Source organism: Leifsonia sp. GW821-FHT13C05 (assembly GCF_058806515.1).
Map to the genome: position 1 here is coordinate 1 of NZ_JBXAPT010000009.1, position 25179 is coordinate 25179.

The 25179-nt window shown below is 64.9% G+C and carries 32 protein-coding genes; 12 read left to right on the forward strand and 20 right to left on the reverse strand.

The genetic code is table 11. The features are described 5' to 3' along the window. Both AC1ROC_RS18950 and lgt read right to left on the reverse strand, forming a co-directional pair. Positions 1 to 431, reverse strand: a 431-nt coding sequence (locus AC1ROC_RS18950) for a LysR family transcriptional regulator (RefSeq protein WP_493001862.1), incomplete at its 3' end; no start/stop codon positions are given. Positions 432 to 540: 109 nt separating this feature from the next. Further along, entirely contained in the window at positions 541 to 1443 is a 903-nt protein-coding gene (gene lgt, locus AC1ROC_RS18955) for a prolipoprotein diacylglyceryl transferase (protein WP_085370130.1), read from the reverse strand. Positions 1444 to 1912: 469 nt separating this feature from the next. Between lgt and AC1ROC_RS18960 the strand changes: the two genes are divergently transcribed. The 4 genes from AC1ROC_RS18960 to AC1ROC_RS18975 are packed head-to-tail and all read left to right on the forward strand — an operon-like array spanning position 1913 to position 4296. Continuing rightward, positions 1913 to 2116: an antitoxin VbhA family protein gene (locus AC1ROC_RS18960; RefSeq protein ID WP_085370113.1), complete on the forward strand. Its 204-nt coding sequence runs from the start codon at positions 1913 to 1915 to the stop codon at positions 2114 to 2116. Next, entirely contained in the window at positions 2109 to 2867 is a 759-nt protein-coding gene (locus tag AC1ROC_RS18965) for a Fic/DOC family protein (protein WP_493001863.1), read from the forward strand. The genes AC1ROC_RS18960 and AC1ROC_RS18965 overlap by 8 nt, the downstream gene beginning before the upstream one ends. After that, the gene (locus AC1ROC_RS18970) at positions 2864 to 3478 is read left to right on the forward strand and encodes a recombinase family protein (RefSeq protein ID WP_493001864.1); all 615 of its coding nucleotides are present in this window, start codon (positions 2864 to 2866) and stop codon (positions 3476 to 3478) included. The genes AC1ROC_RS18965 and AC1ROC_RS18970 overlap by 4 nt, the downstream gene beginning before the upstream one ends. A 38-nt stretch (positions 3479 to 3516) precedes the next feature. Then, positions 3517 to 4296 carry a hypothetical protein gene (locus AC1ROC_RS18975; protein ID WP_493001865.1) on the forward strand — a complete coding sequence of 260 codons (780 nt, stop codon included), beginning with the start codon at positions 3517 to 3519 and terminating at the stop codon, positions 4294 to 4296. On the opposite strand, the gene AC1ROC_RS18980 is transcribed toward AC1ROC_RS18975, so the two are convergent. The 3 genes from AC1ROC_RS18980 to AC1ROC_RS18990 all read right to left on the reverse strand — a co-directional run bounded on the left by AC1ROC_RS18980 (position 4208) and on the right by AC1ROC_RS18990 (position 5342). Then, the gene (locus AC1ROC_RS18980; protein WP_493001866.1) at positions 4208 to 4483 is read right to left on the reverse strand and encodes a helix-turn-helix transcriptional regulator; all 276 of its coding nucleotides are present in this window, start codon (positions 4481 to 4483) and stop codon (positions 4208 to 4210) included. The genes AC1ROC_RS18975 and AC1ROC_RS18980 overlap by 89 nt on opposite strands. Further along, positions 4483 to 4779, reverse strand: a complete 297-nt coding sequence (locus AC1ROC_RS18985; RefSeq protein ID WP_493001867.1) for a glutaredoxin family protein — start codon at positions 4777 to 4779, stop codon at positions 4483 to 4485. The genes AC1ROC_RS18980 and AC1ROC_RS18985 overlap by 1 nt, the downstream gene beginning before the upstream one ends. Before the next feature lie 254 nt (positions 4780 to 5033). Next, complete coding sequence (locus AC1ROC_RS18990; RefSeq protein WP_493001868.1) at positions 5034 to 5342, reverse strand: hypothetical protein; 309 nt, start codon at positions 5340 to 5342, stop codon at positions 5034 to 5036. A 242-nt stretch (positions 5343 to 5584) separates the two neighbouring features. On the opposite strand from AC1ROC_RS18990, the gene AC1ROC_RS18995 reads away from it, so the two are divergent. The 3 genes from AC1ROC_RS18995 to AC1ROC_RS19005 are packed head-to-tail and all read left to right on the forward strand — an operon-like array spanning position 5585 to position 8523. Next, complete coding sequence (locus AC1ROC_RS18995; RefSeq protein ID WP_493001869.1) at positions 5585 to 5983, forward strand: plasmid mobilization protein; 399 nt, start codon at positions 5585 to 5587, stop codon at positions 5981 to 5983. Positions 5984 to 6021: 38 nt separating this feature from the next. Continuing rightward, complete coding sequence (locus AC1ROC_RS19000) at positions 6022 to 7623, forward strand: relaxase/mobilization nuclease domain-containing protein (protein WP_493001870.1); 1602 nt, start codon at positions 6022 to 6024, stop codon at positions 7621 to 7623. A gap of 15 nt (positions 7624 to 7638) precedes the next feature. Then, positions 7639 to 8523, forward strand: a complete 885-nt coding sequence (locus tag AC1ROC_RS19005) for a hypothetical protein (RefSeq protein WP_493001871.1) — start codon at positions 7639 to 7641, stop codon at positions 8521 to 8523. An 8-nt stretch (positions 8524 to 8531) separates the two neighbouring features. Here AC1ROC_RS19005 and AC1ROC_RS19010 read toward each other — a convergent pair whose 3' ends face one another. Continuing rightward, the gene (locus tag AC1ROC_RS19010; RefSeq protein WP_493001872.1) at positions 8532 to 9218 is read right to left on the reverse strand and encodes an RES family NAD+ phosphorylase; all 687 of its coding nucleotides are present in this window, start codon (positions 9216 to 9218) and stop codon (positions 8532 to 8534) included. Further along, positions 9215 to 9886: a hypothetical protein gene (locus tag AC1ROC_RS19015; protein WP_493001873.1), complete on the reverse strand. Its 672-nt coding sequence runs from the start codon at positions 9884 to 9886 to the stop codon at positions 9215 to 9217. The genes AC1ROC_RS19010 and AC1ROC_RS19015 overlap by 4 nt, the downstream gene beginning before the upstream one ends. A gap of 163 nt (positions 9887 to 10049) precedes the next feature. Between AC1ROC_RS19015 and AC1ROC_RS19020 the strand changes: the two genes are divergently transcribed. Then, positions 10050 to 10694, forward strand: coding sequence for a hypothetical protein (locus AC1ROC_RS19020; RefSeq protein ID WP_493001874.1), 645 nt, complete (start codon positions 10050 to 10052; stop codon positions 10692 to 10694). Between the two features lie 68 nt (positions 10695 to 10762). Here AC1ROC_RS19020 and AC1ROC_RS19025 read toward each other — a convergent pair whose 3' ends face one another. The 5 genes from AC1ROC_RS19025 to AC1ROC_RS19045 are packed head-to-tail and all read right to left on the reverse strand — an operon-like array spanning position 10763 to position 14232. After that, positions 10763 to 11698: an SDH family Clp fold serine proteinase gene (locus AC1ROC_RS19025; RefSeq protein ID WP_493001875.1), complete on the reverse strand. Its 936-nt coding sequence runs from the start codon at positions 11696 to 11698 to the stop codon at positions 10763 to 10765. After that, entirely contained in the window at positions 11695 to 12030 is a 336-nt protein-coding gene (locus AC1ROC_RS19030) for a ubiquitination-like system serine protease family protein (RefSeq protein WP_493001876.1), read from the reverse strand. Before AC1ROC_RS19030 ends, AC1ROC_RS19025 begins: the two co-directional genes overlap by 4 nt. Then, entirely contained in the window at positions 12018 to 13343 is a 1326-nt protein-coding gene (locus AC1ROC_RS19035) for a ThiF family adenylyltransferase (RefSeq protein ID WP_493001877.1), read from the reverse strand. The genes AC1ROC_RS19030 and AC1ROC_RS19035 overlap by 13 nt, the downstream gene beginning before the upstream one ends. A gap of 47 nt (positions 13344 to 13390) precedes the next feature. Continuing rightward, complete coding sequence (locus AC1ROC_RS19040) at positions 13391 to 13774, reverse strand: E2/UBC family protein (protein ID WP_493001878.1); 384 nt, start codon at positions 13772 to 13774, stop codon at positions 13391 to 13393. Beyond that, positions 13771 to 14232 (reverse strand): multiubiquitin domain-containing protein, encoded by a 462-nt coding sequence (locus AC1ROC_RS19045; protein ID WP_493001879.1) that lies wholly within the window; start codon positions 14230 to 14232, stop codon positions 13771 to 13773. The genes AC1ROC_RS19040 and AC1ROC_RS19045 overlap by 4 nt, the downstream gene beginning before the upstream one ends. 91 nt (positions 14233 to 14323) lie before the next feature. Between AC1ROC_RS19045 and AC1ROC_RS19050 the strand changes: the two genes are divergently transcribed. Continuing rightward, a complete protein-coding gene (locus AC1ROC_RS19050) occupies positions 14324 to 14530 on the forward strand; it encodes a DUF6290 family protein (RefSeq protein ID WP_493001880.1) in 207 nt (68 codons plus the stop codon). Positions 14531 to 14971: 441 nt separating this feature from the next. Further along, a complete protein-coding gene (locus AC1ROC_RS19055) occupies positions 14972 to 15304 on the forward strand; it encodes a DUF7882 family protein (RefSeq protein ID WP_493001881.1) in 333 nt (110 codons plus the stop codon). Positions 15305 to 15322: 18 nt separating this feature from the next. On the opposite strand, the gene AC1ROC_RS19060 is transcribed toward AC1ROC_RS19055, so the two are convergent. Next, entirely contained in the window at positions 15323 to 15595 is a 273-nt protein-coding gene (locus tag AC1ROC_RS19060) for a hypothetical protein (RefSeq protein WP_493001882.1), read from the reverse strand. A gap of 81 nt (positions 15596 to 15676) precedes the next feature. Here AC1ROC_RS19060 and AC1ROC_RS19065 point away from each other — a divergent pair, with 81 nt between their 5' ends. After that, positions 15677 to 15892, forward strand: a complete 216-nt coding sequence (locus tag AC1ROC_RS19065; protein WP_493001883.1) for a hypothetical protein — start codon at positions 15677 to 15679, stop codon at positions 15890 to 15892. Between the two features lie 1119 nt (positions 15893 to 17011). Here AC1ROC_RS19065 and AC1ROC_RS19070 read toward each other — a convergent pair. Further along, the gene (locus AC1ROC_RS19070) at positions 17012 to 17434 is read right to left on the reverse strand and encodes an Hsp20/alpha crystallin family protein (RefSeq protein ID WP_493001884.1); all 423 of its coding nucleotides are present in this window, start codon (positions 17432 to 17434) and stop codon (positions 17012 to 17014) included. A gap of 492 nt (positions 17435 to 17926) precedes the next feature. Between AC1ROC_RS19070 and AC1ROC_RS19075 the strand changes: the two genes are divergently transcribed. Further along, a complete protein-coding gene (locus AC1ROC_RS19075) occupies positions 17927 to 18250 on the forward strand; it encodes a MerR family transcriptional regulator (protein WP_493001885.1) in 324 nt (107 codons plus the stop codon). Positions 18251 to 18865: 615 nt separating this feature from the next. Here AC1ROC_RS19075 and AC1ROC_RS19080 read toward each other — a convergent pair. Genes AC1ROC_RS19080 through AC1ROC_RS19105 form a run of 6 tightly spaced genes read right to left on the reverse strand, consistent with a single transcriptional unit; the run spans position 18866 to position 25178 of the window. Further along, complete coding sequence (locus AC1ROC_RS19080) at positions 18866 to 20602, reverse strand: FAD-dependent oxidoreductase (RefSeq protein ID WP_493001886.1); 1737 nt, start codon at positions 20600 to 20602, stop codon at positions 18866 to 18868. Beyond that, the gene (locus AC1ROC_RS19085) at positions 20599 to 20859 is read right to left on the reverse strand and encodes a UBP-type zinc finger domain-containing protein (protein ID WP_493001887.1); all 261 of its coding nucleotides are present in this window, start codon (positions 20857 to 20859) and stop codon (positions 20599 to 20601) included. The genes AC1ROC_RS19080 and AC1ROC_RS19085 overlap by 4 nt, the downstream gene beginning before the upstream one ends. Next, positions 20859 to 21326, reverse strand: a complete 468-nt coding sequence (gene trxA / locus AC1ROC_RS19090) for a thioredoxin (RefSeq protein ID WP_391508838.1) — start codon at positions 21324 to 21326, stop codon at positions 20859 to 20861. Before trxA ends, AC1ROC_RS19085 begins: the two co-directional genes overlap by 1 nt. After that, positions 21323 to 23953, reverse strand: a complete 2631-nt coding sequence (clpB, locus tag AC1ROC_RS19095) for an ATP-dependent chaperone ClpB (RefSeq protein ID WP_493001888.1) — start codon at positions 23951 to 23953, stop codon at positions 21323 to 21325. The genes trxA and clpB overlap by 4 nt, the downstream gene beginning before the upstream one ends. Beyond that, positions 23944 to 24255 carry a chaperone modulator CbpM gene (locus AC1ROC_RS19100; RefSeq protein WP_121264501.1) on the reverse strand — a complete coding sequence of 104 codons (312 nt, stop codon included), beginning with the start codon at positions 24253 to 24255 and terminating at the stop codon, positions 23944 to 23946. Before AC1ROC_RS19100 ends, clpB begins: the two co-directional genes overlap by 10 nt. Beyond that, complete coding sequence (locus tag AC1ROC_RS19105; RefSeq protein ID WP_121264504.1) at positions 24255 to 25178, reverse strand: J domain-containing protein; 924 nt, start codon at positions 25176 to 25178, stop codon at positions 24255 to 24257. Before AC1ROC_RS19105 ends, AC1ROC_RS19100 begins: the two co-directional genes overlap by 1 nt. Position 25179 lies beyond the last annotated feature (1 nt).

Consider the following 25179-nt stretch of genomic DNA (forward strand, 5'->3'; position numbering starts at 1 on the left):
CCGATCGCCGCCGCCGAGCTGCGGACGGCCAGGAGGACCGCTTCGCTGTTCGCGGCCGTCAGCTCGATGCGCGGCCCACGCACACCGGTACTCAGCGCCGTGAGCCAGCGCGGCGCGAGATGCTCCGCGATCGTCATGCTGGCGGCGATATGCAGCGTGTCGTCCGTCGTCTGGCGCAGGGAGGCGACGGAGGCGTCGAACCGTTCCGTGGCGTCCAGGAGGTCGGCGGCCCACTCCACGATGAGGGCGCCGGTCTCGGTCGGATGCGCGCCCCGAGTGCTGCGAACGAGCAGAGCAGCGCCCAGATCCAGTTCCAGCGCCGCGAGCCGCATCGAGGCCGCCTGTTGCGTGACGCCGGCTTCGCGGGCTGCGGAGGAGATGCTACCCGTCCGGGCGACCGCCACCAACAGCCTCAGGCCTGCAATGTCCACGAGCACCTCAGTCTTCGCACTCGCCCACGCTATCCCTCCTCGACGCCCGAGCTTCTCGCGGCGGCGCCGAAGTCAGCAGTTGCACCGATCCCTTGGCGGCGGCTGCCGGTCAGCTCCGCTGAGCTTCGACGGTCGTCCGTTCGGCCGCTTGGGGTTTCAGGTCGGTGAGTGCCGGCCGCAGATAGGGGGAGGGTTCGGCGCCCGGGTGTCGACGGGCCTGGACGATGAACAGCGTGATTCCGACGGCGACGGCGGCGAAGGAGGCCCACACGTTCGCGGGGATTCCCAGCCACCCGTCGCTGGTCGGGTCGATGCGGATCGCTTCGAGCCAGCTGCGGCCGAGTCCGTACCAGATGAGGTAGAGCGCGAGCACGCGACCCCACTGCAGGCGGAATCGCCGCTCGAGGAGCAGGATCAGGGCGACACCGACGAGGTTCCAGATGATCTCGTAGAGGAAGAGCGGGTGGAAGAGCGTGTCGGGCGGCATGCCGGCGGGGAACTTGGGATTGGTGGCCTCGATCTGCAGACCCCACGGGAGTGTAGTGGGGAGGCCGAAGAGTTCGTGGTTGAAGTAGTTGCCGAACCGCCCGAGTGACTGGGCGACGAGCAGCGCTGGGGCGAGCGCGTCGGCGAACGCCCAGAACCGAAGACCTGCGCGTCGGCAAGCGATGTAGACGCCCAGTGCTCCGCCGAGGAGCGACCCGTAGAGCGCGTTGCCGCCGTCCCAGATGGCGAAGACATTCCAGAGGTTCGCGCCGGGGTAGAAGTAGTCGCCGACGTGGGTGAACACGTGGTAAAAGCGGGCGCAGACGATGCCGAGCGGCACGGCCCAGAGGACGACATCGAGCACGATTCCGCGGTCGACGCCGCGGCGACCGAGCCGGCGCGCGGTGATCAGGGCCGCGGCGATGATGCCGCTGAGAATGCACAGCGCATAGGCGTGCACAGTCAGTGGACCTATCTGGAACTGTGCAAATTGCGGGGGCGGGCTGGGGATGCTCAGGGCGAGCACGGATCTCCTCGTATTCAACCGACGGTGAGCTAGTGCATGTTCTGCCGAAGAGCGGAAGCGCAAAGCGGGAGCCGGACAGCGGGCAGTAAGTGTGTGTGCCGAGATGTTCGTGCCTTCTCGCTCGTTCCGACCGCGGGGCGTCCCAGCTCACGCTCCGACCCTAAAGCACAGGCCCTGACCAGCGCGGGGTAAGTAGTGCGCCGAGGCTAGCAGCGGCTGCGAATGTTCACACGGTCGGCCCTTCTCTTCCACTTCGGGGTTTCTGAGCTGTGAACGAGATCGCGGGCCCGCTTGCATGGGTGTGCGAAAACGATCGTTTGCGAGCAGCTCCTCGACCGGCGAGGCGTGCCGCGAAACTTCGCGGATCGCGTATTGATCAAAACCCTTGCCGAAACCCTCTTCTGTTCAGAACGCTATCTGGGGGTTTTTGAGCAGGTCTGGTAGAATGAAGAGGTCGAAAGGGGCAGCGATGAGCGTCAAGACCGCGAGCACTATCTCCGCCGCTGAGCGCGAGCTCCGCGAGCGTGTGGTGGCTGACGCCGCGCACAGCTCCGAGATGGAGGGTCTGTCTTCCACGGCCGAGTACCGTGCGGACGCTGCAGCGTTCGTCGAGGGGGAGTTCGACGCCGACGAGCTGGTGCGCCGCACCCGCGCCCGCTACGGCCTTGCCTGAGTTCGTCGACCCGTACCTCGAGCCCGCCTCGGGCATCCTCCGCAATAACTTCGGCATCACCGATCAGCGTGCCCTCGACGCAGCTGAGGCGGACCTGGTTGAGGCGCGCCGCGTCCAAATGATCATCCGACCGGTGAAGGTCACCGGGGATCTGCGACAGCTGCAGGCGATCCACGGTCAGTTGTTCCAGGACGTCTACGACTGGGCCGGCCAGCTGCGCACCGTCGATATCCGCAAGGGCACGGATGCGGAGGCGGAATTCTTCATGCCGGTGTCCCGGCTCGAGTCGGGGGCAGGGTTCGCGTTCGCGGAGCTCGCGGATGACAATCAGCTGCACGGGCTGGACCGTGACCGGTTCGTCGACCGGCTGGCGCACCACTACGACCAGGTGAACTACCTCCACCCGTTCCGGGAGGGCAACGGGCGTGCCCAACGGATCTTCTGGACGCAGGTCGCCGCAGGCGCCGGTTATGACCTGGACTGGAGCCAGGTCACCGGCGCCGAGAACGACAGGGCGTCGCGGGACGCGATGGAGCGGCGAGACTTCTCCGGGCTGCACATGATGTTCGACCGGATCGTGCGGCCGGCGACGCCGGGCGGCCGGCTCACACCGGAACGGCTGGAACAGCTGCGGACGTTCGCAAGCATGGGCGGCCCCGCCACGCCGTCGCGTGGCATCTCGTCGGCCTCGGCGCGGCCGACGCGATCGCAGACGCAGGGATATGACTCCGATCTTGGGAGGGGACGATGACCGTCGTCGGATACGCGCGAGTGTCGAAGCGGGAGCAGAACCCACGAGCGCAGGAAGCTGAGCTGAAAGCGGCTGGTGCCGAGCGCGTCTTCATCGACCACGGCGACTCCAGCCGGATTAAAGACCGCCCGCAATGGGTCGCCTGCATGGACTACATGCGGGCCGGTGACGTTCTGCTGGTGCGGCGCCTGGATCGCCTCGGGGGTACCGAGCGGATCCTGATCGAAACGTTGCACGAGCTCGAGGATAAGGGTGTCGATATCAAGAGCCTGACTGAACCCGTCATCGACACCACAAGCCCGATGGGCCGCGCGCTGTTCGGCATCGTCGCCGTGTTCGCGCAGCTGCGCGTGGACACCATCAGAGAGAACACGCGACTGGGGCTCGAGTATGCACGCGCCCAGGGGCGGGTTGGCGGCCGCCCAACTGTCATGACGTCGGAGCGCATCGAGGTCGCGAGGCAGATGCGTGCGCAGACACCGCCGGCGACGTGGGACGCGATCGCCAAGACCCTCCGCGTTGGCTCCGCCACCGTTCGACGTGCTTTGGCGCAGGCGACCGAAGATGAGAACGCTGCTCGCGAGCCCGAAGTGCGCGCGGGCGCGAAGTAGTGTCCGGTTTCCGGAGGGACGAGCTCTACGCAGCCGCCGTGGTGGAGCATGTGTTGGGTGCGAGCGTGGTGCAACTCGATGTGCCTGGCGCACCGCGGAAAACGATCGATGGTGAGATCCGCTACGGGGACGGCAGGAGAGCCGGCCTTGAAGTGACAAGTGTCGAGGACAGTTCCGAGCACCACCTCAGAGCGAAGCTCAAGACTCGGCCTAGTGCGCCGGCACCTGGACGCCTAACGTGGACGATCCACGCGCCTAGCGTGCGTGACCTTGCTCGGCTGGAGAAGCTCTATGAGCGGGTGATCGCGTTGGCTGAGCGACACAACGTAACCCGCCCGGAAGACTTGCCGCTTGACGTAATTCACGGTGATCCTGAGCTGGAGTGGCTCGCTTGGGAGGTGGGCCCGGTGATGTGGGGATACCTACCCAGCGGAAAACCGAAGGTCTATTGGATGCCGCCTGTTGCCGCCGCCATATTCAGCAGCGAGGGCGAGGCGATCGCCGAGGGTGTCGACGCCGCTCTCCAGGTCGATCCCGCCCGCGACCACATTGCGAAGCTGTTGGCCGCTCCGTACGACGAGCGGCACCTGTTCCTCATCGTCGGGACGACGGGTCTCAGCAACGCGGCCGCCTATGCGCTTATCGAACCCAGCGAGGTACCGTCCGAGGATCCCGCCCTCCCGGTCGGGATTGATCACCTGTGGCTGGCGCCTGGCTGGGGGCAGACGGTCACGGTGTGGAGCCGTCCGACTGGATGGCGGCACGAGCGGCTGCCAGATCCGCCCCGATCGGCTGAGCGGAGCACAGCCACTCGTTGACGTCGCCTCGGATGTATCGCACGGTTCGTTTGCCGATCGTGATGTACGCCGGCCCTTGACCGCGCTGGCGCATCCGGCGCAGCTCGTCGAGTGTCAGTCCTGTCTCTGCGGCGGTCTCTTCTGGTGTGTAGGAGCGCAGCTGGGCGGGCACGGTGACGCGGTGCCGGCGGAGGTATTCGGCGCTCATCACTGGCAGTTTTCGCAGTAGAGGGCGTCCATCGGATCGACGGGCACCTGGTACACCTCGAGCGCCTGCTGGGATGCGAGTCGTGCGATCAGGTCGGGCCGGTATCCGTCCCAGCTGCTCCCGTCGACGACCGTGACCGGCGCCATCGCGTAGGAAGTTCCCACCGCCTGCAGGGGGTAGTCGTCCGTGCTGACTGACACCAGCTCGTAGACGATGCCGGCGTTGTCCATTGCTGCTTTGGTTTTGTCGCTTGTTGCGGATCCGGACTCCACGTACAAGGTGACGTTCGTGCTCATGGCGCGCTCCCTCTCTCATCTGAAACCCATTTGCCTTTCGGCGCTTTTGCCGAAACAGCGCTGGGGGTGAATGAGCAAGGGACCGTGGAATACCGGAGGGAGCGCAGCGAGTGAGGATATGCCGCGAAAGCTCTTGCTCAGAGAGGAACGGTGCGTACCATCACTTAGCCGAAAGGCAACGGAGTTGCCCAACGAACAGGCCCCACCGAGCGACGCTCGGCGGGGCCTGTTCTAGAAGCTGAGGAGCCGCAGGCTCACCCTTCAATGCTCTGTGGCTGAGGTGCAGCTGCAGCACGGCGCTTACGCGCTCGGGGCGCGGACTGTCCCGGCGCACGAGCGCCAATCTCGCGCAAGTTCTTCTCTGTCCACCCCGCGGCAAGCGCAGCACTCCACGCCTTATCGTGCGCGGCGGCAGCATCCTTGACGGCCTGCTCCGCAGCGTCGAACGCGTTGGTCGCGGACACGAGTTCTTCAACGGAGCGCACGCGCGCGTTCTGCTCCGCCTCGATGATGGTCCGCGCCTTCCGGGCGGCTTCCTGTGGGTCCAGTTGTACGTCGCTCATAGCCACAGATTAACAGGACCGCAACCGGTCCACTAGGCGTAACGTTGCACCCTCCAGGCGCTGCCTCACCGTTGCTCGCGCATCGTTCGGGCGGGAGCCCCAGACGGAGCAAGCTATACAGTTACCCGGGGCAATTGGCTTGTGGTGCTGGACTGCCTGGTCCGGCACCGGCATACTTGTCGTATGGTCCCCGGCCAGGAGGCGGGTTCGCTGCGCTGGGCCAGAGGGACGGGGGAGGGGCGATGTCGGAGCAGAATGAGAACCGACTGTTCGGTCGTTCTCGTCGCGCCAACGTCCGCGGTGAGGCGAAGCGCGTCAAGCGGTACGAGGTTTCGGTGACTCCGGAGGAGGACACGCAGCTGCGTGCTCGTGCCGCGGTTCGTGGGGTGACCGTTCCGCGTCTGTTGTTTGAGTCCGCGATGAGCGGTCATGTGCAGACGGACACGGATCGTAAGGCTGCGATTGTGGAGATTTTCGCGGTTCGCCGGTTGCTTGCGAACCTGGCGAACAATGCGAACCAGCTTGCGAAGTACGCGAACAGTGAGGGCACGTTTCCGGCCGAGGCGGAGGCGATCGTCACGGAGTACCGGTCGCTTGTTCCGCGCCTGTCCGCAGCGATTGAAACGCTGGCAGACTCATGATGCCGAACATCACCCGGGGGAGCCGGATGGGTGGGCTTATGATCTACCTCGCCGGCCCCGGTCGCTCGAACGAACACGAGGAACAGCACCTCGTCGCCGGCAACTCCGCCATCGTCACGATGCACGGATACGGTGTGCTGGATCGTGAGACGGCGTTGGCGATCGCGAAGGACCTCGACGAGCCGCGCGTCGCGCTGGGCGTCGAGGTGACGCGCGCACAGAGCATCACCGACCCGGAGACGGGTCAGGTTCACTCGACCACGACGCCCGCGGATGTGTGGCACTGTTCACTGTCTTTGCGCGCGGACGAGGGCCAGCTGTCCGATGAGAAGTGGGGCGCGATCGCGCAAGACTTCGTGGACCGGATGGGATTCACTGAGGCGAGCGGTAAGGCCGAGTGCCGGTGGGTTGCTGTCCGTCATGGGCTCTCGACCAATGGCAACGACCACGTCCACATCGCGGTTTCACTGGTGCGCGAGGACGGCACCAAAGCGAGCACCCACAATGACTTCAAGAAGGCGCAGGACACGTGCCGCGACCTCGAGCGGGAGTATGGGTTGCAGGAGCTCAGCAGCCGGGAGCACGGGCTGGGGGAGCGGGGCATCAAGCCCGCGGAGCAGGAGCGCGCGCGCCGTACCGGCGCGGTCGAGGTCGACGCGCACCGGCTCGAACGGGCCGTGCGTGCTGCGGCGGCCGCGTCGATCGACGAGGGCGAATTTGTACGTCGGGTACGTCGCGCCGGCGTCCTCATCCGGCCCCGGTTCGCAGCCGGCCGTGACGACGTTGTCGCCGGTTACTCGGTGGCGCTGCGCACCGAGCACGGCACCCCTCCAGTTTGGTACGGCGGCGGCCGGCTCGCCCGCGACTTGACCCTCCCGAGGCTGCGCGAGGGATGGCCCGACAGTCCCGAGGCGGCGCAGGGCGCGGTCGACGAGTGGAAGGCCACCAGCCGCAACCCCTGGCAGTACCGGCCGGTCGCACCGGGCCGTGAAGAGGCAGAGCCGGCCCCTGAGCTGTGGCAGAAATACTCCGACGACATGCGCCGGATGCGCGACGAGCTGCGCAGCGTCCCACCGGGCGATCGGGCAGCGTGGGCGCACGTCGCGCGCGACACGGCCGGTGCGTTCGCTGCCTGGTCACAGCGCGTCGAGACGACGCCCGGACCACTCGCTGCAACCTCCCGCGAGCTGGCCCGGTCGGCGCAGATCAAGGCGCACACCTCGAAGCCGAAGAAGGTGAGCATGGGCAGCGCCGGCGGTGCCGCCATGCTGCTAATGCAGGCCGCTAGCCAGGGTCAGGGGACGATGGCCGAGGCGATCCTGATGCGCCAGCTCGCACGGCTCACCGTGGCGATCATCGACATGCACAAGGCCATCGGTGACGAGGCCCGGGCGGCGGAAATCTCCCGCACCCTGAACTCGCAGATGGCTACCGTCGCATCCCGGCTGCCCGAGGTTTCCCGGAAGGATCAGAACCCCGCGCCCGTCGACGTCGACGAGCGCACGGCCGAGGCGGTCCGCATCGCGCAGACAGGCCTCAGCGCTCCCCGTCCCGGCTCGCCCGTGCCGACGAAGATCGAGCCCGCTAAGCCCCACAAGCCCGCGACCGGACCCGAGCAAGACCGCGGCATCGGAAGATAACGGAAGGTGGCAATCATGGCCGAAGAGAACGACGGCATCGCGGACGCGGTAGACGGTCAGCTGCGGATCGCGCTGACCGTGGCGGCCCAGCTGGGCGCACGATTCGCTCGGATCCGGGAAGAACTCGCTCGCACCCGGCAGGCTCAGACGGAGCGGCAGAACCGTGAGCTGCAAGCCCGGTTCGACGCTGAACGCGCCGCGGCCCGCGCCGAGCTCGCGCCCGTGTACGACCGCACCTGGTGGGACGCCGCGAGCGTCGACCAGATCGCTGGCGTCCACGAGACGGCCACCGCCTGGCACGGTATCGACCCGGAGACCGACCGTGCCGGCGAACGCATCGCAGAGGAAGTCCGCGACCGTTACGACCTAGACGTCCGCGACCTAGTCGCCGACCCTGCAGCCGTACGCGAAGCACTCGCCCGAGCAGAGCGCACCCGATCAGAGGCGGCCGCCTCGCGCGGCGAGAGCGCGGTCGACGTCGCGGAGGCCGGGGCCTTCCTCAGCGCAGCGGAGACGCTGGATCGAGCCGCCGAACAACGACAGCGACAGGCGGACGAACGTGACCAGCGAGCGTCCGAGCTGGATGGATTGTACGACGCTGAACAGCTGCGCTCAGAGGCCGAGAATGACCGCGACGTCACCGATGCCCTGCGCGGCGATTCGAACGACAATCGCGCGCGCACTGTCTCGGTGTTCGACAGCGCCGAGCGGCGGGAACGCTTCGCATCGTCGCTTGAGGGCAAGGCCGACCGTGAGGTCATCGACGCTCGCATGACGGCCGCAGCCGACCAAGCACGGCATCCCCGCGAGGCAGTGACAACGGCACCCAAGCGCGCCCCCAAAGCGCGCAGGACGCCCACTGGCCAGGGAAAGCAGCGAGAGCGGCACCTAGGCCGCTGACTTAAGTGTCAAGTGCCGCCGATACCATTCTGCGGCGACGGGCGCCAGGCAGGGTCGGGCCAGTCCGGCTCGGCCACGGTGAGGGCGCCGAGGTCGTCATCCGGGATCACCGGGATTCCGGTGCGGCTGATCGCGGTCAAGCCACCGACCGCGGCCGCCGGGTCGGACGGGAGATCCGGGTCAGGTGCCCCGGCGTCACCAAACAGGGCGTAAGCGAACGCGGACGTGCCTGTTGTGTACCGGCTGAGGTAACGAATGCCCTCGAATCCAGCGGCGTCGAAGGCGGCCGCCCATACCTGGGGGACGGCATAGTCGCGCATCGATGCGATTTCGCGGCTGACGTTCCACTTCCATGCGTTGTCCGCCTCGAGGTCGGCCAAGGTGGGGCTGTACTCCAGGCGAATCGGAGTCACCCGTAGCTTGGCGGCGTCGGAGGCGGCGATCCCGCCCTGCTCACGCATGTCCGGGCCGAGAGTCTCGATTACCGCTGCTTCAAGCGTGTCAGCCGCATAGCAGGTGCCCCGCGGCTCAGGCAGATTGAAGCGGCCCTTGTTGGTAGAGCTGAAGTACCAAACCCCGTTCGCTGCCAAGTGCAAGCGAAAGATCCAGCGGTCGCCGTCAAGCACGTGCGGAGGGAATTTCTCAAGCTCATCCAGTTCGGGCGCAGGCTGCGGGGCAGCGAGCCGATCGTTCACGCAGAAAGCCGCTCGTTGAGCTGTGCCGCAGCCTGGACAACCTGATTCACGTCGCCGCCCCGGAGCACTTCCACCGGAGTGCGGTCGTCAAGGTCGCCATGCGGGCTCCGCAGCCAAAAGGCAACGGACACGGGACTGCTAAGCGCGGGCGCCAGCGCACGTTGCACCTCAGCAAGGCCGGGCAGCATGCCGCCGGCCGAATCGAACTGAAACGTCGGATAGTACGCGCGGCCGCGTGAGAGGAGGCGGAGGAGGTGGCCGGCGACGACGCGTTTGTGAACGGCCGCCTCGCTGATGCCCCACTTACCCGCCAGGGCCTCGCTCTCGTAGAAAGGGCCAAGGCGGTCGTCGACGACACTGCGGGCTTTAGTCGGAAGTGCCGACGAGAACAGCGCTGCGGCCTCGGTCGGCTCCATCTCTTCCAGAGCTTCCTGCTGACCCTCGTCAAGAAGAGACACAGCGGTGGCAGCCGACTCCAGCAGACGCCACGGGATGGTTCGCTCCATCCCATCGATAAGGATGACTACCTCGAACTGTTCTGCTCCGCCTTCGGTTAAGTTCGGCCAGTCGATTCCCTGTGTACGTAGAAAATGGAGTGCGCCGTACGGCCGGTTGGGGCGGTGCGGGTCAGCCTCGAGGCTGCTGCTACGCACTGGTGAATCGCTCATCGCTCGTCTCCCATCAACCTGATCAACCACAAGCCTAGATGCTCCCATCAACCTGGTCAACCATTCCCGGGCCCGCTCGGTAGACCGCCTCAGGGAGAAGATCCTTGGCATAGCCCATTGGGCTACTGCCTCCGGTGTCCGCTGTTCCGGCTACCGTGAGCGCATGACAGCAGTAGCGCAAGTCACCGAGTCGGTATGGGCGAAGATTGGATCGCTTGTCCTCGCGCCGCGGTTCGTTCTTGGAGTGATCTGGACGGCGATTGTGGTTGGTATGGCCATTTCGGCGACGTGGGCAGTCGCGCTCTTTTGGGCACTGATGGCTCTCACCGCCTCAGCCACGATGTTGGGTTTGGCCGGCGCGCGCCCTCTGGCCGCGCTCAGCGAGCGAAGCCACCTATTTCTGAGATTGTCGTGGCTCGTGCGGTATGGCACAGCGACGGCAGTGCTGTGCCTGTCGACATTCCTTGGAGCTCTGGCAGGCTTCCAGGCGGGAGCATCAGACGCTCAGACGATCATTGGTGGCGTAGGTGGTTTGCTCGGCGCCGTCGGGATCTGGGCGGCGAAAATCGCGGCCGTTCTATTCTTCGGATGGCTCGTGGTGGACGTCTACCGGATGAGCGAGCGGCGGCGGCGCAAGGGAATCAAGCGGGCCATCCGAAAAGTGGTGCCGCGGGAGCTTCAGGGGGTTGCCCTTGATGGGGTCATCGTCAATTGGTTTGTTGTGCTCAGTTCCCGTCTCAGTACCACCGTTTCTCTGGGTGCAATTGTGGTTGCTCTGATTTTGGCCCTGAATGCCTCGGGGTCGTGATGACGACCGGCGGCACGGGTCCACTCTGACGACCGCCGGCGATTACTACCGTGTGAGGCTTTGAATGGTTATGAGACTGCCAGCGACGCCCACGAGCTTTCGAAGAGCTTGACGTTTCCCGCAGCGGACCAGAGTTGCATGGAAAAGAGTCGCCAGTACATGATCCACAGGTCGTCGTGCGGGGCGAGGTAGGAGACGTTCAGTCCGATTCCTCGGGCGGTTTCATGGGAGATCATCTGCCCATGAGAATGCCATTTCTTGGTGTCGCTGAGCTGGTTGGCGATATCGGTTGCCTGGGCGACGTCTTTGATCATTGCCTGGCCGAGTAGTGCCTCGGCGATGGCGCGGGACCGCTTGGTCATGCGTTCGAGCTTGCGGACGGTGGCGGGTTCCATCTTGTTGAGCATGAGCAGGGCGACCGGGTCTTTTGGGTTGTCCTTGAGGCGTTCCGCGTGAAGGTGGAATGCGTCGAGGTAGCTCTGCGCGGACAGCGTCTGTAGATGGCCATTGGAGTCAGGCAGCTCGACCTGCGGGTCGATCGCGCCCAGCTCGGACGAGTCCGACATGACGATGGTGTTCGCGCCGAGTGCGATGAGGGTGGCAGCGCTCTTGGCGTAGTCGGGGACGACCACGCGGACCGGCGCGGTGCCGGCGCGCTTGCGGATCAGCAGGATCAGCTTCTCGGCGGCGTCGATGTTGCCGCCGGGGGAATGCAGCATCAGGTCGATCGCAGTGCCGGGGGTGATGTTGTGCAGTAAGTCGACCATGCCGATTACGTCAGTCCGATCGATCTGCGGGTTCGAGGCGACGTAACAGATGAGGGTGGTGCCGGTGACCTTCTCGATCTCCTTGATGAGGGTTTGCCGGGCGTAGCGTTCCGCGTTCATTGCCTCATAGAGGGGCGTGCGGGTGGGGCCCTTCGGCGCCGGGGTGGGTGCGGGGCGCGGCGGCGGTGTAGGGACGTACCCGGTCTGATCATCGGGTTCAGCATGGGGGGTGGTCATCGGTGATCCGTTCGTTCAATCCATCGCACGCGGCCTTCATGTACAACGTAGTGACAGTGCCCGATCGCGCTACGCTCATCCACGCTGGGCTGCAGGGTGAGCGGATAGGTAGAGCTGACCCGCCACCGGGGCGTGTACCCGGTATCGAGGTTCAGCATGACGCGATGCCCCCGTCGACAAGGGCAATCAAATACCAGCCATTTGGGGTGCGTCGCGGTACCGACGATAACCGCGTGATGGGTAGGCAGCTGCGTGGGGACGTCGGCGGCGGAGCTGGCGTTGAGATCGGCTTTGAGGCGGCGCCAGTAACGGATGCGGTTCAAGATGCCCAATTTAGCCCCAGGAACATATCGCTATCGGTGCCGATGTGGCGGACGGTCAGATCGCAGTAGTGACCGGGGCGTGCGTCCTGGATGTTACCTCGGAGGGTCCGGTCGTGGATGTAGAGGATCAGCTCGGAGGGGGTGGGGGTGTCGCCGTAGCCGACGAGTCGTTCCAGCAGTTCGCTGACGGCGGTCGCGGCGACGAGGGTGGTGAAGGTGACTACGGCGGGTTCGACTCCGGGCAGTGCGGGCGCGTAGCCCTCCTTCTCGAGCCGATGCTGCTCGTCGGCGGAGCGGGTTTCAGCTTCGGCGAGGGCGAAGTCGATGCGATCCCGGCAGGTCAGACATGCTGCACCGGGGTGGAGGGTGGTGACTCGGCCGAAGACGCCGGAGATGAGTCCGTTCTGGTCGGCGGGGATCTGGACACCGCAGTCGATGACGGGGGTGAGGTAGTAGTACGGCAGTCGAGACAGGCGCAGCCGGCCGGCGTTGTCGTCGGTGCAGCCGAATACCACGTCCGCGCCGACGAGGGTGCGGGCGATGCGCTCGGTAAGGATGGAGCCCTGGATGCGGGTGGTGTGCACGCCGTGCGCGATACGTTCGAGGTGGTCGCCGAGGACGTCGACCTTGGGGCGTCCGACGTCGGCCGGGGAGGAGCCGTAGACGCGGGTGGTGTTCGAGTCGGAGAGGGTATCCGGATCGATGAGGATGAAGTCACGCACGCCGAGTCGGGTGAGCTGTTCGGCGGTGGCAGAACCGGTGCCGCCGGCGCCGATGATCGCCACCGTGAGGTTGCTGATGGTGGCTTGGATTCCGTCGCCGAAAGCGCGGATGTTCCGGTCGAACAGGGCACGGTCCGCGCCGGCGGCAGTGTCGTAGGCGGGCCGGAAAATCCATCGTTCCCCACTCACGGTCAGGCGCGTGACGGGGGTGGTAATGCGTCCGCTGAGTTCGCCGGTAAAGGTGAGCGCGCCACCATCGTGGCTGACAACGAGGTAGCCGTACTGGTGGGTTTCGGTGCGGTCGCCGAAGAGCGGCTCGAGCTGTTCGTTCACGCCATGGTCGTGGATGCTGGGCCGTGGGATGGCCCGGTTACCGGGGTGGCTGTGCACCCAGAGAGCGATCATGCCGCGTTCGCGGGCGGTCTTGAGGGCATGGACGAATCCGTCGGACGTGATCTGCAGGGCACGATCGGTGCGGATCTCGTACGCATCGTCGGGCACGGCGATGAGGTCATCCCCGAGAAGGATGACGTTGCCGTTGTCGAGCGTGAGCTGGTGGGCGAGGAGGATCGCACCGGTCTCGATCGGGCTGGTGGCCATGGTCAGCAGCTCGTCGTGGAGGGGACTGCTCAGCCGGAGAGTGGCGGTCATGCGGCGGCGCTCCCCAGTTCGTTGCGTAGTAGTCGCACGTAGCTCTCCAGGGAGTCGATTCCGGAGCGCCACGCGGACGGTTCCAGGTGCCGGGACCAGCGCTGCCAGCTGCGTCCGTCGTGAGTCTCGATGATCTCGGTGGCAGGGATCACGCCGCCGCCGACGGGGGTGAGGTGAGGGATTACCCACCACATGTCCGGCGGGGTGTCCGGGTAGCTGGCCGAAAGCCGGAACAGCACGCTGGCGGTGTTGGCGTTCAGGCCCGGCGGCAGGGGGAAATCGAGCAGCTCGACGTTCAGCATGCCGGTGCCGTCATCGAAAACCCGGTAGGTGATGCCGGACCGGTCGAGGAATTCGCGGTCCGGCTCAGGCAGCTTCATGACTCTCGTCCGGGGTTGATGCGGCCGGGGGCGGTGAAGAACCGCATCCCATCCTTGAGGCGGACGACGTCCTCGTCCTGGATCTTGACGTCGCGCTTGTCTGGCACGTCGAGCCAGAGATCCCGGTCGGCGGCGACGTCGGGGCTGGGCACGGCACGCAGTTCGGTCCCGGTCATCTTCCGCTTGTACAGCTCGTACTCGATCCGGTCGATGCGGATCTTGATGGCGTCGATCTCAGTGAAGAAGCGCATGCCGTCATGCACGTTCACGGTGCTGGCCTCATCAAGCAGCTCGTCCTGAGCGTCTTCAATGTCAAGCCACAGTTCTTTCCCTGCTGGCACGGGCGGTCGGCGCAGCGCGCGCAGTTCGGTGACCGGCGTCGGCCCAGCGGCGACCTTGTACGGCTCGGTGTCGATGTAGATGGTGATGCGGGCGGGGCGGGTTGCTGAGGTGTCCACGATGGTCCTTCCCATGTTGGTGTGGTGATACCACGATACCATGTCACCACGACAGTTGACAATCATGACGGTTTGGGGTCAAACTAGGTGCATGCCCGGACAACAGAAAGCAATGACGATCAGGCTGTCCGCCGAACAGGCGGACCAACTCGAGACCGTGGCGAGTGTCGAAAACCAGCCGGTATCAGAAGTGATCCGCGCAGCGATTGCCACCCACATCGAGTCCGTCTCAAATGACGAGAAATTCCAGGCCGGCCTTCGCGAGCGCATCGAGCGCGCGCAAGGCTTGCTCCGCTGAACAACCAAGAAGCTCCCGGCCCCAGAGGGTCGGGAGTTTTGCTTTTTAGCGTCCTAACCTGGCATATTCGTATCGCCGATAACCGTCGTTATGTAGATTTCTTGGGGTCCGAATCAGGGGTGACATCACCGTGCAGGGTGCGCTCAGACGCTCGCATCCCAGCCGCAGTAGTGACCTCACTGGCCCAAGGCCTCACCGCCGCCCGCTGACATCTCCGCCGCCGTCTCAACAGACAGTTCTTCGACACCTGCCAGATGATCCAGATAGTCGCTCCGCTTGGGGTTCTCCACGACCCTTGAGACCACGGCATGCAACACGGCAGTTCGTCGCAGCTCGTGAGTAGTGGCTTGTCCGGTCCGTGCCGTGGGGCATGCGCGCTAAAATATTGCCGATCCACGGCGGACGGGAGCGCCGCTAGGGTGAGCGAGGGAGGGGATTCCGATGGGTTATCTGGTATACGACAGTTCGACCCGAGTCTCGTTCGATGACCGTGTGCTCGCGCACTTGGAGGTCGTGATCATCGCCAAGCTCCGGCGTAAGGAATCGTTCGCGATTTCGTGGCGTGAGCCGCGCGCGGTGGGGTCGGGTCGAAGCACGCTCTGGTTCGATTCATCGATTCCGTTGCGCTTCCGCTTTGATGGGTCCAGGCCGCCGTTGATCGATCGCGAGTGGGTTGATCGCCTGGCGGTGGCGGCCAGTTCTCATGGCGCGCTTGTTGTGGCCGACGAGGACGGCGAAATCGTGACCGGCACGACGAACGAGCACGGCTTCTGACAGGACACGGCGGGACGGTTACCGGAGTTCGGCCGTCTTGTTCCGGAGCATGGCAACAAGTCCCGGGTCTTCTATTTCTTTGCCTGCGAGGTCGATGCTTGCGGTGACGATCTGACTGGCTGGTCCGATGATGACCTCAACGTTGGAGTCGTCTCCGAAGGCTGTACGCCCGGGGACGAGCACGGTGTCTGCGATGTTGTGTCGAGCGAGTGCCCGCGCGTATTCGAGAATCGCTGCGGCGATCTCGTCGCCCGTGTCGAACCAGGTCCCTGCGTACGTGATTCTCCGCATGGTCACATAGTGAGCTCTGGGCCTCGATCTCGATAACCCGTTGACAACATCCCTGGCCGTGATCGGCGTACGGTTTTGGGCATGCTCGGGGATAACCCAGACGAATGGAGCGACGCGATCCTGCGACGCCTGGAAGGCGACGAGATGCTGTCGCTGCTCATCGTCGCCGGGCGGCTCCCGAAGCAACTGCGCCTGCCGATCGATGACGACTGGTTCGAGGAGTTCCAGATTGATGCCTGGGTAGACGGTGCGCCCGTCTACCGTTCGATCGGTTTCGTTCTGCGATGCGATGAGTGACCTCAGTGGTGGACCACGGCAGCTGGACGGGCTGCGCGCCGCAGACCCTGGCGAACTGGCAGGTACTCGGCAAAGGTCCTGCGTTCGTTCGGATCGGACGCAGCGTGCGGTACTCTCGCGACGAAGTCGACCGATTGATGCGGAGTGGCGAGAATGGCCGAGCATCAAGAATTGGACCGCGGTCCGCGGTGCTGTTCGAACTGTGTTTTGGATTCGGCGTGATCCAACCTGCTAAGCACTGTGGCCGGCTGCGGAAAGGGTACCGGCTCGTCAGTGATGCCCCGGTCGCCTGCGAACAAGCCGAGCAAATCGGGTTCTTCGCTGGGGCAGCCCATTGCGGCGGCCGACATCCCAACCGCCTGTGACTACCATCAGATCGCCACGGGCAGCGTTACTCGGGAACTTCGTATGCGCAATCGCTGCGCCGCGCTCAAATGCCGCACCTTATTCAGGGCGATGCGGTCGTGTGCCAGCAGACCAGGCTGTCTTTGGCACACGATCAGACGTCAAACCGTAGTTACAACTGGTAGTAGTCAGTTATCCCGCTAGCGGTCTGAATACTCGGGCCCAGGTTGGGCCGTAGATTGTGTCGATCAGCCCGGTGAAAGACGCGATGAGGAGAACAAGTGCGGTGGCGCAGATCGTAGCGGCGAGGAGAAACTGAGGGAAAGCGCTGAGGTTTTCAAAGGTGAGGTCCGACACTCGGACCGCCGTGTTGAATCGCGGGAGCTTCACGCGAAGAACTTTGCCCACGCGCTGAGCGGCCTTCTTCGCGCGCGTGAGGAGGGGATAGCGGGGCCGCGCCGCCAATGCTGAAAGGGCGGGGTGCCCGGCGGCCCGGAGCATGTTGGGGATTCGTGGCATCGTGGCCTCTCCTTTCATACGGTGTCGGTTATGCGGGTGGGGAGTGGTCGCGGAAACCCGATTCCTGCGGCCACCCCCCACGTCTCATACGATGTCGGTGATGCGGGCGGGGGAGTGGCCGTAGAAATGGGTTCTGCGGCCATCCCCGCGCACCCGGGGAAGCATTCTTCGCCGCCCGCCCCATGCGGTCCGGCATGCACATCCGGGCGCTGCCCGCGTCGCCCTCGGATCCGATTTAGGGCGTTCACTGTTCGTCTACGACTCGTTTTGCACGACCGGGGACGGCGATTCCACCTTGATCTTGCGCGGCTTCGCGCGCTCCGAGATGGGGATCAGGAGGTTGAGCACACCGTTGTCGTAGGTCGCGCTGATCTTGTCGATGTCGACCTCGTCGCTGATGGTGAACTGGCGCTGGTACGTGCCTGATGGGCGTTCCTGTACAAGCCATCGGGCGTTCTCGCGCGTGTCCGCCGATCGGTGAGCACGGATCGTCAGCAGTTGCCCGTCGACGTCGACCTCGATCGAGGCGGGGTCTGCACCGGGAAGGTCCGCGTTCAGCATGTAGTGCTCACCCTCGCGGATCAGGTCGACCGGCATCGTGCGAGGTTGACGGCTCGTGTCAAAGACGCTCTGCGCGATCTTGTCGAGCTGGCTGATGGGGCTGTACGACATGGTCATGTGGTTCTCCTTTCCGCATTAGCTGCACATCAAACAAACTGAGTTGACACCGGACTGCCGCGCCGCGAACGCGGCGCGTTCTTACGGAGGCGAACGGACCCGTGAGATCGGCGACGGGGGGAGAGCCTCCCTCGCCGCGGCCGTGTGGGCCGCCCGACGCTCCTCCGGGCGGCGAGCCGGACTGAGGGGTGCCCGCGGCGGAGCGATGACGGTCTGCGGCGTTTGCCAGAACTCGGCGACGATCGCTTCGAACTCCGCGTCCATCCAGTCCGTTTCTGAACAGACAATGTCTGCGAACATTTCCGCTAGCCGTGGCGAATCCTCCGCCGTGGGCATACCCATCACAGTTCACCTCCTGCGTTTCTGCCTATCCGGAACTGCCCCGCCTCGTTCATGAGCAGGTGGCCCCGGAAGAGATAATCTGCATGTTGTAGTACCAATTTTCTACATCGTCACATTGACAAACGCAAGTGGTGGGCGGAAAATTCCAGTGTGAGTGATCGTTCTGAGTCCACGCCGGTTTATAGCATCGCGGTGGCGGCACAGCTCTCAGGCCTGCCGCAGGCGACACTGCGTCTCTACGAGAAGAAGGGCTTATTGACGCCAGCTCGCACAGAAGGAGGCACCCGCCGATACAGCGATGACGAAGTCACGAGGCTTCGGCAGGTCGCTGATCTACAAAAGGACGGCGTCAACTTGACCGGGATCAGTATGGTGCTGGAACTGCAGGACCAGAACGAGGCTCTGCGTAAGCAAGTCGCCGACACGGCTGGCAGCGCGCCGACCCGCAGCCAGGAGGACGCGCCGGAAAGCTAAGCGGCTGGAGCCCAAAGGAGTTCACTGTGCAGCAACGTCTCCTGCTCGGCAGAGGAAGCAACGCAACCTCGCTCGCCTCGGCACTCCGAGAAGATAGCTTCCGACAAGGGCAGCTGCGTGTCGATAAGGCCCTGCGACGGTGGCCGCTGGACTCAGCAAACCGTTCGCGATGGCCACTTCATCAGCACCGGGCGCCCCAATCACCTCCGCGATGACCATGCGTAATCCCCATCGGCCTTGACGGGGGACGATAGCTACCCCGCCGGGCCCACAATAGGCGCCCAGGGGTGGGCCGTTGCGTCCTAGCCTTGGAGGCCTCAGCGTCTAGGCGCTGACGGCCGTCCAGGACAGGGCGCACGTTCGTTGCCCCTCGCCGCCCGATCGGCTCACGGATGAACGACCTGCCCAAGGACGCAGAGTGGCTCTAATCACCCCCACCCCGTCTCCGTTAGGGCGAGCCGCTCGCACTGGTTCAGCGCAATGGCGCAGCTACGGATGCTGCAGGGCTTCCGGATGAGCAGTTCGCCCAACGCTCACCGTCGCATGGCGATGGGTTTTCCAGGAGCGGTCGCTGACAGCGTTCCCAGTGCGGTGCTACCGGCCGCCGGCCGAACGCTACTCGGCTCGAACGTGGCGGCCGCCATTGAGGTAGTCGTGCAACTGGCGGACTACGCTTGCGCCTTCGCCGATTGCTGACGACATTCGTTTCACTGACCCGCTTCGGACGTCGCCTATTGCAAAGATGCCGGGGACGCTGGTCTCCAGCGGCAGTGGATGACGTTCGGGATCTGCTAACGCCACGTCATCGTCGTGAAAGCGAGCCGCCTCGCCCGTGAGGAGGTAGCCGGCTTGATCGCGAGCGACCGATGGGTCGAGCCATGTCGTGGAGGGTGAAGCGCCGGCGAAGATGAACAGGTGCCTCGCCTGCAGAGCATGACGTTGACCGGCCCCGTCCTGGACCACGAGCTCCTCGAGCTGTGTCTTTCCGCGCGCTTCGACAACCTCCGTTGAGAGCAGAACATCGATTGTGGGGTTCTGCTCGATTTGGTCGACCAGATAGCGCGACATTCCGTTGAGGAGATCTGGTCCGCGGACGATGAGGTGAACTTGTGAAGCGGTCCGGGCGAGGAAAAGCGCTGCTTGACCCGCAGAGTTGCCGCCACCAACGACCGCGACCGGGGCATTACCGCAGAGGCGCGACTCTTGCGCGGTCGCGGCGTAGAACACGTCGGAAGTCTCGAATCGTTCCAGTCCTGCCGCCGGCAGATGTCGATACTGCACGCCGGTTGCCACAACGACCGCATCAGTGCTGACTTCGTGTCCGTCGGTGAACTCCACCCGGAAGCGGCCGTCCTCCCGAATCACCCGCTGCACGGTTGCCGGAATGTCGAGAGTGGCGCCGAACTTCCGTACCTGCAAAAGCGCGCGTTCTGCTAGCTCGGCACCGGAGATGCCGGATGGGAAGCCGAGGTAGTTTTCTATGTGTGCGGAGGTGGCCGCCTGGCCACCAGCGGCGACTCGGTCGCACAGGTAGACGGAGAGTCCGTCGGACGCGGCATAAACGGCGGCCGCCAACCCAGCGGGGCCGGCTCCGATGACCAAGACGTCGCAGTTACTAGGCGGGACAGGTGGGCGCATGCCCAGCTCGTCGGCGAGGCTCGCCGGTGTCGGGTTCTTCACCAGGCTACTGCCGCCGAGGATAACGAGGGGGAAGTCGGCGGCGGTCAGACCGGACTGGCGCACAAACGCCTCGGCTTTCGGGTCCTCGTCGAGGTCGATCAATCGGTGCGGGAGGCGGTTGCGTGCCACGAAGTCCAACAGCTCGCGGGTACGGGGAGAAAACCGCGAGCCGACGATCCGCAGTCCGCTGCCGTACCCGATCGCCAGCGACCGGCGGATCAGGTAGGCGCGCAAGATGGTCTCACCCACGCTGGGGTCGCTGAGCACGATCGATTTCAGTTCCGTGACCGGTACCTCAAGGACCGCACCGTCATCGATCGCCATAATGGTGACGAACGAGGGTTGGCCTTCGAGGAGCCCAACGTCGCCGACGAACCGCCCGGGCCCGTGGATGGTGACAGTTGGTTGGCTGGTGGAGGCCGACTCTGTCGCTTCCGGTTCGAGATCCGCGGCAAGCAGATGGCCATCCAACACGGCGAAGAAGGCGGCAGGGTGCTCACCGTTTCGGGTGAGCACCTCCCCAGCCTTGACAGTTCGCGTTCGACCTCGCGACGCCAGCTTTTCAAGCTGCGCGCCGGTCAGTCTCGGGTAGGCGCCGACGGAATCGGGGGTTTCCGCGCGTACCGGGACGTGATGTCCCGAATCGTTGGTTCCCTGACCGGCCTCGCTCATACATAGTCCTGGTCGATGTAGCACCAGCTCCAGTTCTCGCCCGGTTCCAAGGACCGCACGATTGGGTGGCCTTCCCTTACGGCGTGCGCGTGGGCGTGCCGCATCGGGGAGGAGTCGCAGCAACCTACCTTGCCGCAGGTTCGACACATGCGTAGGTGAAGCCACGGGGTTCCCGCTGCGAGACAGTCCTCGCAGGCTCCGGGCGTGCGCGGCGCAATAGGACGGACATACACCAGGTGTGGGTCGTAATACGGCATCAGGTGTTGCTCCCCGCCTGGCTCGATTCAGCCTCCTTGTGGTTCTTGAGCGTCTCGTCGAACCAGGCACGCAGCACGTGCACGGGTGCTGCGCCGGCCTGCCGGGCAAGTACCTTGCCGCCCTGCAGGATGAGCAGGGTGGGCACCGCCTGAACGGCGAACCGGTTGGATAGCGTAGGCGCCTTGTCCACGTCGACCTTCACGAGTTTGACCTGCCCCGCCCGTTCGGTGGCGAGCTGTTCCAGGACCGGGCTGACCATCCGGCACGGCCCACACCAGGTCGCCCACATATCAACCAGCACCGGCTGGGACGCCTTTTCCGCGACCTCAGCGAAGTCGGCGTCGCCGGCGTCGACGATCCAGGGAAGGTCTTTGTGACATGCGGCGCACCGGGGGTGCCCCGCCGCTGCGGCGGGGACCCGATTTCGCTTGCCGCAGTTGGGGCACGCTATGACGGTCGTTCTCATGCTGCCTCCTCCGCGTCGGACGGGTTCTCAATGTCGAATACCAGTTCCGAGTCGACGACGTCGAGTCGCACCGTTGCACCGTCGGTAACCTGCCCAGCCAGCAGTGCTCGGCCCAGCTTGGTTTCGATCTCGTGCGAGATGTACCGGCGCAGCGGGCGTGCCCCGTAGACCGGGTCGTACCCGCGCTCCGCGATCAGATGCCGCGCCGCGCTGGTGAGTTCGATCGAAATTTGCCGCTCCGCTAGCCGGGAACGCAGGTCGGTGAACTGCAGCTCCACGATGTTCTCGATCTGCTCCAGCTGCAGCGGGGCAAAGACGATGATGTCATCAACCCGGTTCAGGAACTCCGGACGGAAATGCGAACGGAGCTCACCAAGGACATCCGCTCGCACGTCCTCGGGGATGCTTCCTGCGCTAGCGGCACCCAGCAGGTACTGCGCGCCGATGTTCGAGGTCATGATCACGATCGTGTTGCGGAAGTCGACGGTGCGACCCTGACTGTCCGTGATACGACCATCATCCAGCACCTGCAGCAGCGTATTGAACACATCCGGGTGGGCCTTCTCGATCTCGTCGAACAGCACCACACTGTACGGGTGGCGGCGGACCGCTTCGGTGAGCTGGCCGCCCTCGTCATAGCCGACGTATCCCGGGGGCGCCCCCACCAGTCGGCTGACAGTGTGTCGCTCCTGGTACTCGCTCATATCGAGTCGGATCATCGCGGACTCGCTGTCGAACAACGACTGGGCGAGGGCCTTAGCCAGTTCTGTCTTTCCCACGCCGGTCGGCCCGAGGAAGATGAACGAGCCGATCGGCCGGCGCGGGTCGCGGATGCCGGAACGGGCGCGGATGATCGCGTCGCTGACGAGCGAGATCGCTTCATCCTGGCCGATCACCCGCTCCTTCAGCGTCTGATCCAGCGACAGAACCTTGTTCCGTTCCCCCTCCTGCAGGCGGGCGACGGGGATGCCCGTCCAGGCTGCCACGATCTCGGCGACCTCCTGCTCCGTGACGACCTCACGGAGCAGCCGCTGCGCTCCCTGCTTGGATGCCAGCCGCTCTTCTTCGGCCTTCAGCCGACGCTCGGCGTCGGCGAGCTGCCCATAGCGAAGCTCCGCCGCACGATTCAGGTCGTATGCGCGTTCGGCATCCTCCGCCTCCCGGCGCAGCCGCTCCAGCTCGCTGCGCAGCTCCTGCACCTTACGGATCGCCTGACGCTCGGCTTCCCATTGGGCTCGCTTGGCGTCGGCCTCTCCGCGCAGATCAGTCAGCTCACGGCGGAGCTCCTCAAGGCGGATTTTGCTTGCTGCGTCGGTCTCCTTAGCCAGTGCCGCCTCCTCGATCTCCAGCCTGGTCACCCGACGCGTCAGCTCGTCCAGCTCGGCTGGCATCGAATCGATCTCCGTCCTCAGCCGCGCGCAGGCCTCATCGATCAGGTCGATTGCCTTGTCCGGTAGGAACCGGTCGGTGATATACCGGTGCGAGAGCACCGCCGCGGCGACGAGGGCATTGTCCTGGATGCGGACACCGTGGAACACCTCCAGTCGTTCGCGGAGGCCACGGAGGATGGAGATCGCGTCCTCCACATTTGGCTCATCAACAAGGACCGTCTGGAAACGACGCTCCAGGGCGGCGTCCTTTTCGATGTGCTTGCGGTACTCATCCAGGGTGGTCGCCCCGATCAGGTGCAGCTCACCACGGGCGAGCATGGGCTTGAGCATGTTGCCAGCGTCCATCGCACCTTCGGTCGCTCCGGCACCCACCAGCGTATGCAGCTCGTCGATGAACAGCAGGATGCGTCCCTCGGCGGCCGTCACCTCAGCCAGAACTGCCTTCATGCGTTCCTCGAACTCGCCGCGGAACTTCGCGCCCGCGATCAGCGAGGCAAGGTCGAGGGAGAAGATCGTCTTATCCTTCAGCCCCTCCGGAACGTCCGCGCGAACGATGCGCTGGGCGAGGCCTTCGACAATCGCTGTCTTACCCACACCAGGCTCCCCGATCAGAACCGGGTTGTTCTTGGACTTGCGGGAGAGGATCTGAATGTCCCGTCGGATCTCCGAGTCCCGACCGATGACCGGGTCTAGCCGGCCGGCTCGAGCATCCGCGACCAAGTCACGGCCATACTTCTCCAGCGCTTCGTAGGTCTGCTCGGGGGTGGCCGAGTTGACGTGCTGGTTGCCGCGGATCGCAGTGAGGGCGGAGAGGAACGACTCCCGGTTGACGCCGTAGTTGCGCAGCAGCCGCGCGGCCGCGCGCCCTGATGCGTCGTCGGTGAGGGCGATGACCAGGTGCTCGACCGAGACGTAGGAGTCCTTCAGCCGCTTCGCCTCCCGCTCCGCGCGTTCCAAAGTCGCGGCGAGACTGCGGCTGAGAAACACCTGCCCAGGTGCAGCAGCGCCCCCCGTTGTGCGCGGTTTGCGAGCGATCTCGGCTTTCAGATCCGACTGGAGCGCGTCCAGGTCAACCCCGGTACTCTGCAGCAGCCGCGCGGTGAGCCCTTGCTCCTGGGTGAGCAGAGCAAGCAGGAGATGCTCTTCGTCGGTTTCCGTCTGACCGGCGAGGACGGCGATGCTCTGCGCCTCGGTCAGAGCCTCCTGCGACTTCTGAGTCAAGGTGTTCATATCCATGAGCGTTCTCCTTTCAACTGGATGAATCGCTGATTTTCAAGGGCTTCGATACGGGTCAGTAGGTCAAGGACGAGCCCGATGCCCGCGTAGTTCAGCGAGAGCTCGGCGTGGAGCCGGCGGATCGTCTGCACCCGTGAGGGTGTGGACAGTGGAAACCACAGGGTTCCTGATGCGTCCCGGCGGGCCTCGAGTAGTCCGAGTTCCACAAAGCGGAGGAGTACATCGGGGTGCACTCCTGCCTTGAAAGCCGCGGTCTCAAGGTCCAACTGAACGACGCGGACTGGAAGGTATCGAATGCTCATTACGATGCCCTCCTCGACTCCGTACTCGACACGTCGCGCAGCTGCTCGAACAGCTTCCGCTGCTGCTCGTTGAGCTGCTTGGGTACCACGATCTTCAGCCGGGCGTAGAGGTCACCCGGCTGCCCGGTGCGTCGGGGCATCCCTTGTCCGCGGAGGCGCAGTCTGCGCCCGCTCGAAGATCCGGCCGGGACGTGAACGGTGATCGGGCCGGCGGGTGTTTGCGTATGGACGTCAGCTCCGAGCGCTGCTTCCCATGGCAGGATCGGCAGCTCCATCTCAATGTCCGCGCCGATCAACTCGTACCGGCGGTCGGGTTTGAGTCGCAAGGTGACGATCAGGTCACCACTGGTTCCCCCGTCGCCGGCACCGCCAGCGCCGGGGATCCGGATGCGTTGACCATCCAGTGCGCCCGCAGGGATGTTGATCTCATACTCGCGGGTGCCTCCGGCAGGATCCTCGAGCCGGATAATGCGCGGGCCTCCCCGGTAGGCCTCTTCCAGGGTGAGCTCCAGGACGGCGGTGTGGTCCACCCCTCGGCTGGCTCTTCTTCCCCCGAACATGTCACCCACGAAGACATCCCCGAACAGGTCGTCCCAGTTCATGTTTCGCGTAGCGCCACCCGGGGAGCTTGCCCACCCGGATTGGCGGGGCCGACCGTTCGCGTCGGTGTGACCTGCGCCGCTTGGGCTTGGCGCGCCGGCGTATTGACGGAAGTTCTCTCCAAAGCGGTCATATTGCGCCCGAGTTTCGGGGTCGGACAAGACGTCATTCGCTTCACTGATCCGCTTGAACTTCTCCTCGGCGGAGGGGTCCTTATTGATGTCCGGATGGAATTTGCGTGCCTTCTCGCGGTAGGCCCGCCGGATCTCTTTCTGATCTGCGGACCGCGGCACCCCCAGCACCTGGTAGAGATCCTCAGCCATC

Bases quoted from the DNA above. Each gene is read 5' to 3' on its own strand.
- clpB (WP_493001888.1), bottom strand. From the start codon at position 23,953: ATGGATATGAACACCTTGACTCAGAAGTCGCAGGAGGCTCTGACCGAG.
- AC1ROC_RS19050 (WP_493001880.1), top strand. From the start codon at position 14,324: ATGCCCGGACAACAGAAAGCAATGACGATCAGGCTGTCCGCCGAACAG.
- AC1ROC_RS19015 (WP_493001873.1), bottom strand. From the start codon at position 9,886: ATGAGCGATTCACCAGTGCGTAGCAGCAGCCTCGAGGCTGACCCGCAC.
- AC1ROC_RS19025 (WP_493001875.1), bottom strand. From the start codon at position 11,698: ATGACCACCCCCCATGCTGAACCCGATGATCAGACCGGGTACGTCCCT.
- AC1ROC_RS19055 (WP_493001881.1), top strand. From the start codon at position 14,972: ATGGGTTATCTGGTATACGACAGTTCGACCCGAGTCTCGTTCGATGAC.
- AC1ROC_RS18990 (WP_493001868.1), bottom strand. From the start codon at position 5,342: ATGAGCGACGTACAACTGGACCCACAGGAAGCCGCCCGGAAGGCGCGG.
- AC1ROC_RS19080 (WP_493001886.1), bottom strand. From the start codon at position 20,602: ATGAGCGAGGCCGGTCAGGGAACCAACGATTCGGGACATCACGTCCCG.
- AC1ROC_RS19005 (WP_493001871.1), top strand. From the start codon at position 7,639: ATGGCCGAAGAGAACGACGGCATCGCGGACGCGGTAGACGGTCAGCTG.
- trxA (WP_391508838.1), bottom strand. From the start codon at position 21,326: ATGAGAACGACCGTCATAGCGTGCCCCAACTGCGGCAAGCGAAATCGG.
- AC1ROC_RS19085 (WP_493001887.1), bottom strand. From the start codon at position 20,859: ATGCCGTATTACGACCCACACCTGGTGTATGTCCGTCCTATTGCGCCG.
- AC1ROC_RS19105 (WP_121264504.1), bottom strand. From the start codon at position 25,178: ATGGCTGAGGATCTCTACCAGGTGCTGGGGGTGCCGCGGTCCGCAGAT.
- AC1ROC_RS18960 (WP_085370113.1), top strand. From the start codon at position 1,913: ATGAGCGTCAAGACCGCGAGCACTATCTCCGCCGCTGAGCGCGAGCTC.
- AC1ROC_RS19100 (WP_121264501.1), bottom strand. From the start codon at position 24,255: ATGAGCATTCGATACCTTCCAGTCCGCGTCGTTCAGTTGGACCTTGAG.
- AC1ROC_RS19060 (WP_493001882.1), bottom strand. From the start codon at position 15,595: ATGCGGAGAATCACGTACGCAGGGACCTGGTTCGACACGGGCGACGAG.
- AC1ROC_RS19065 (WP_493001883.1), top strand. From the start codon at position 15,677: ATGCTCGGGGATAACCCAGACGAATGGAGCGACGCGATCCTGCGACGC.
- AC1ROC_RS18985 (WP_493001867.1), bottom strand. From the start codon at position 4,779: ATGAGCACGAACGTCACCTTGTACGTGGAGTCCGGATCCGCAACAAGC.
- AC1ROC_RS19035 (WP_493001877.1), bottom strand. From the start codon at position 13,343: ATGGCCACCAGCCCGATCGAGACCGGTGCGATCCTCCTCGCCCACCAG.
- AC1ROC_RS18970 (WP_493001864.1), top strand. From the start codon at position 2,864: ATGACCGTCGTCGGATACGCGCGAGTGTCGAAGCGGGAGCAGAACCCA.
- AC1ROC_RS19000 (WP_493001870.1), top strand. From the start codon at position 6,022: ATGATCTACCTCGCCGGCCCCGGTCGCTCGAACGAACACGAGGAACAG.
- AC1ROC_RS18980 (WP_493001866.1), bottom strand. From the start codon at position 4,483: ATGAGCGCCGAATACCTCCGCCGGCACCGCGTCACCGTGCCCGCCCAG.
- AC1ROC_RS18995 (WP_493001869.1), top strand. From the start codon at position 5,585: ATGTCGGAGCAGAATGAGAACCGACTGTTCGGTCGTTCTCGTCGCGCC.
- AC1ROC_RS19070 (WP_493001884.1), bottom strand. From the start codon at position 17,434: ATGACCATGTCGTACAGCCCCATCAGCCAGCTCGACAAGATCGCGCAG.
- AC1ROC_RS19020 (WP_493001874.1), top strand. From the start codon at position 10,050: ATGACAGCAGTAGCGCAAGTCACCGAGTCGGTATGGGCGAAGATTGGA.
- AC1ROC_RS19040 (WP_493001878.1), bottom strand. From the start codon at position 13,774: ATGAAGCTGCCTGAGCCGGACCGCGAATTCCTCGACCGGTCCGGCATC.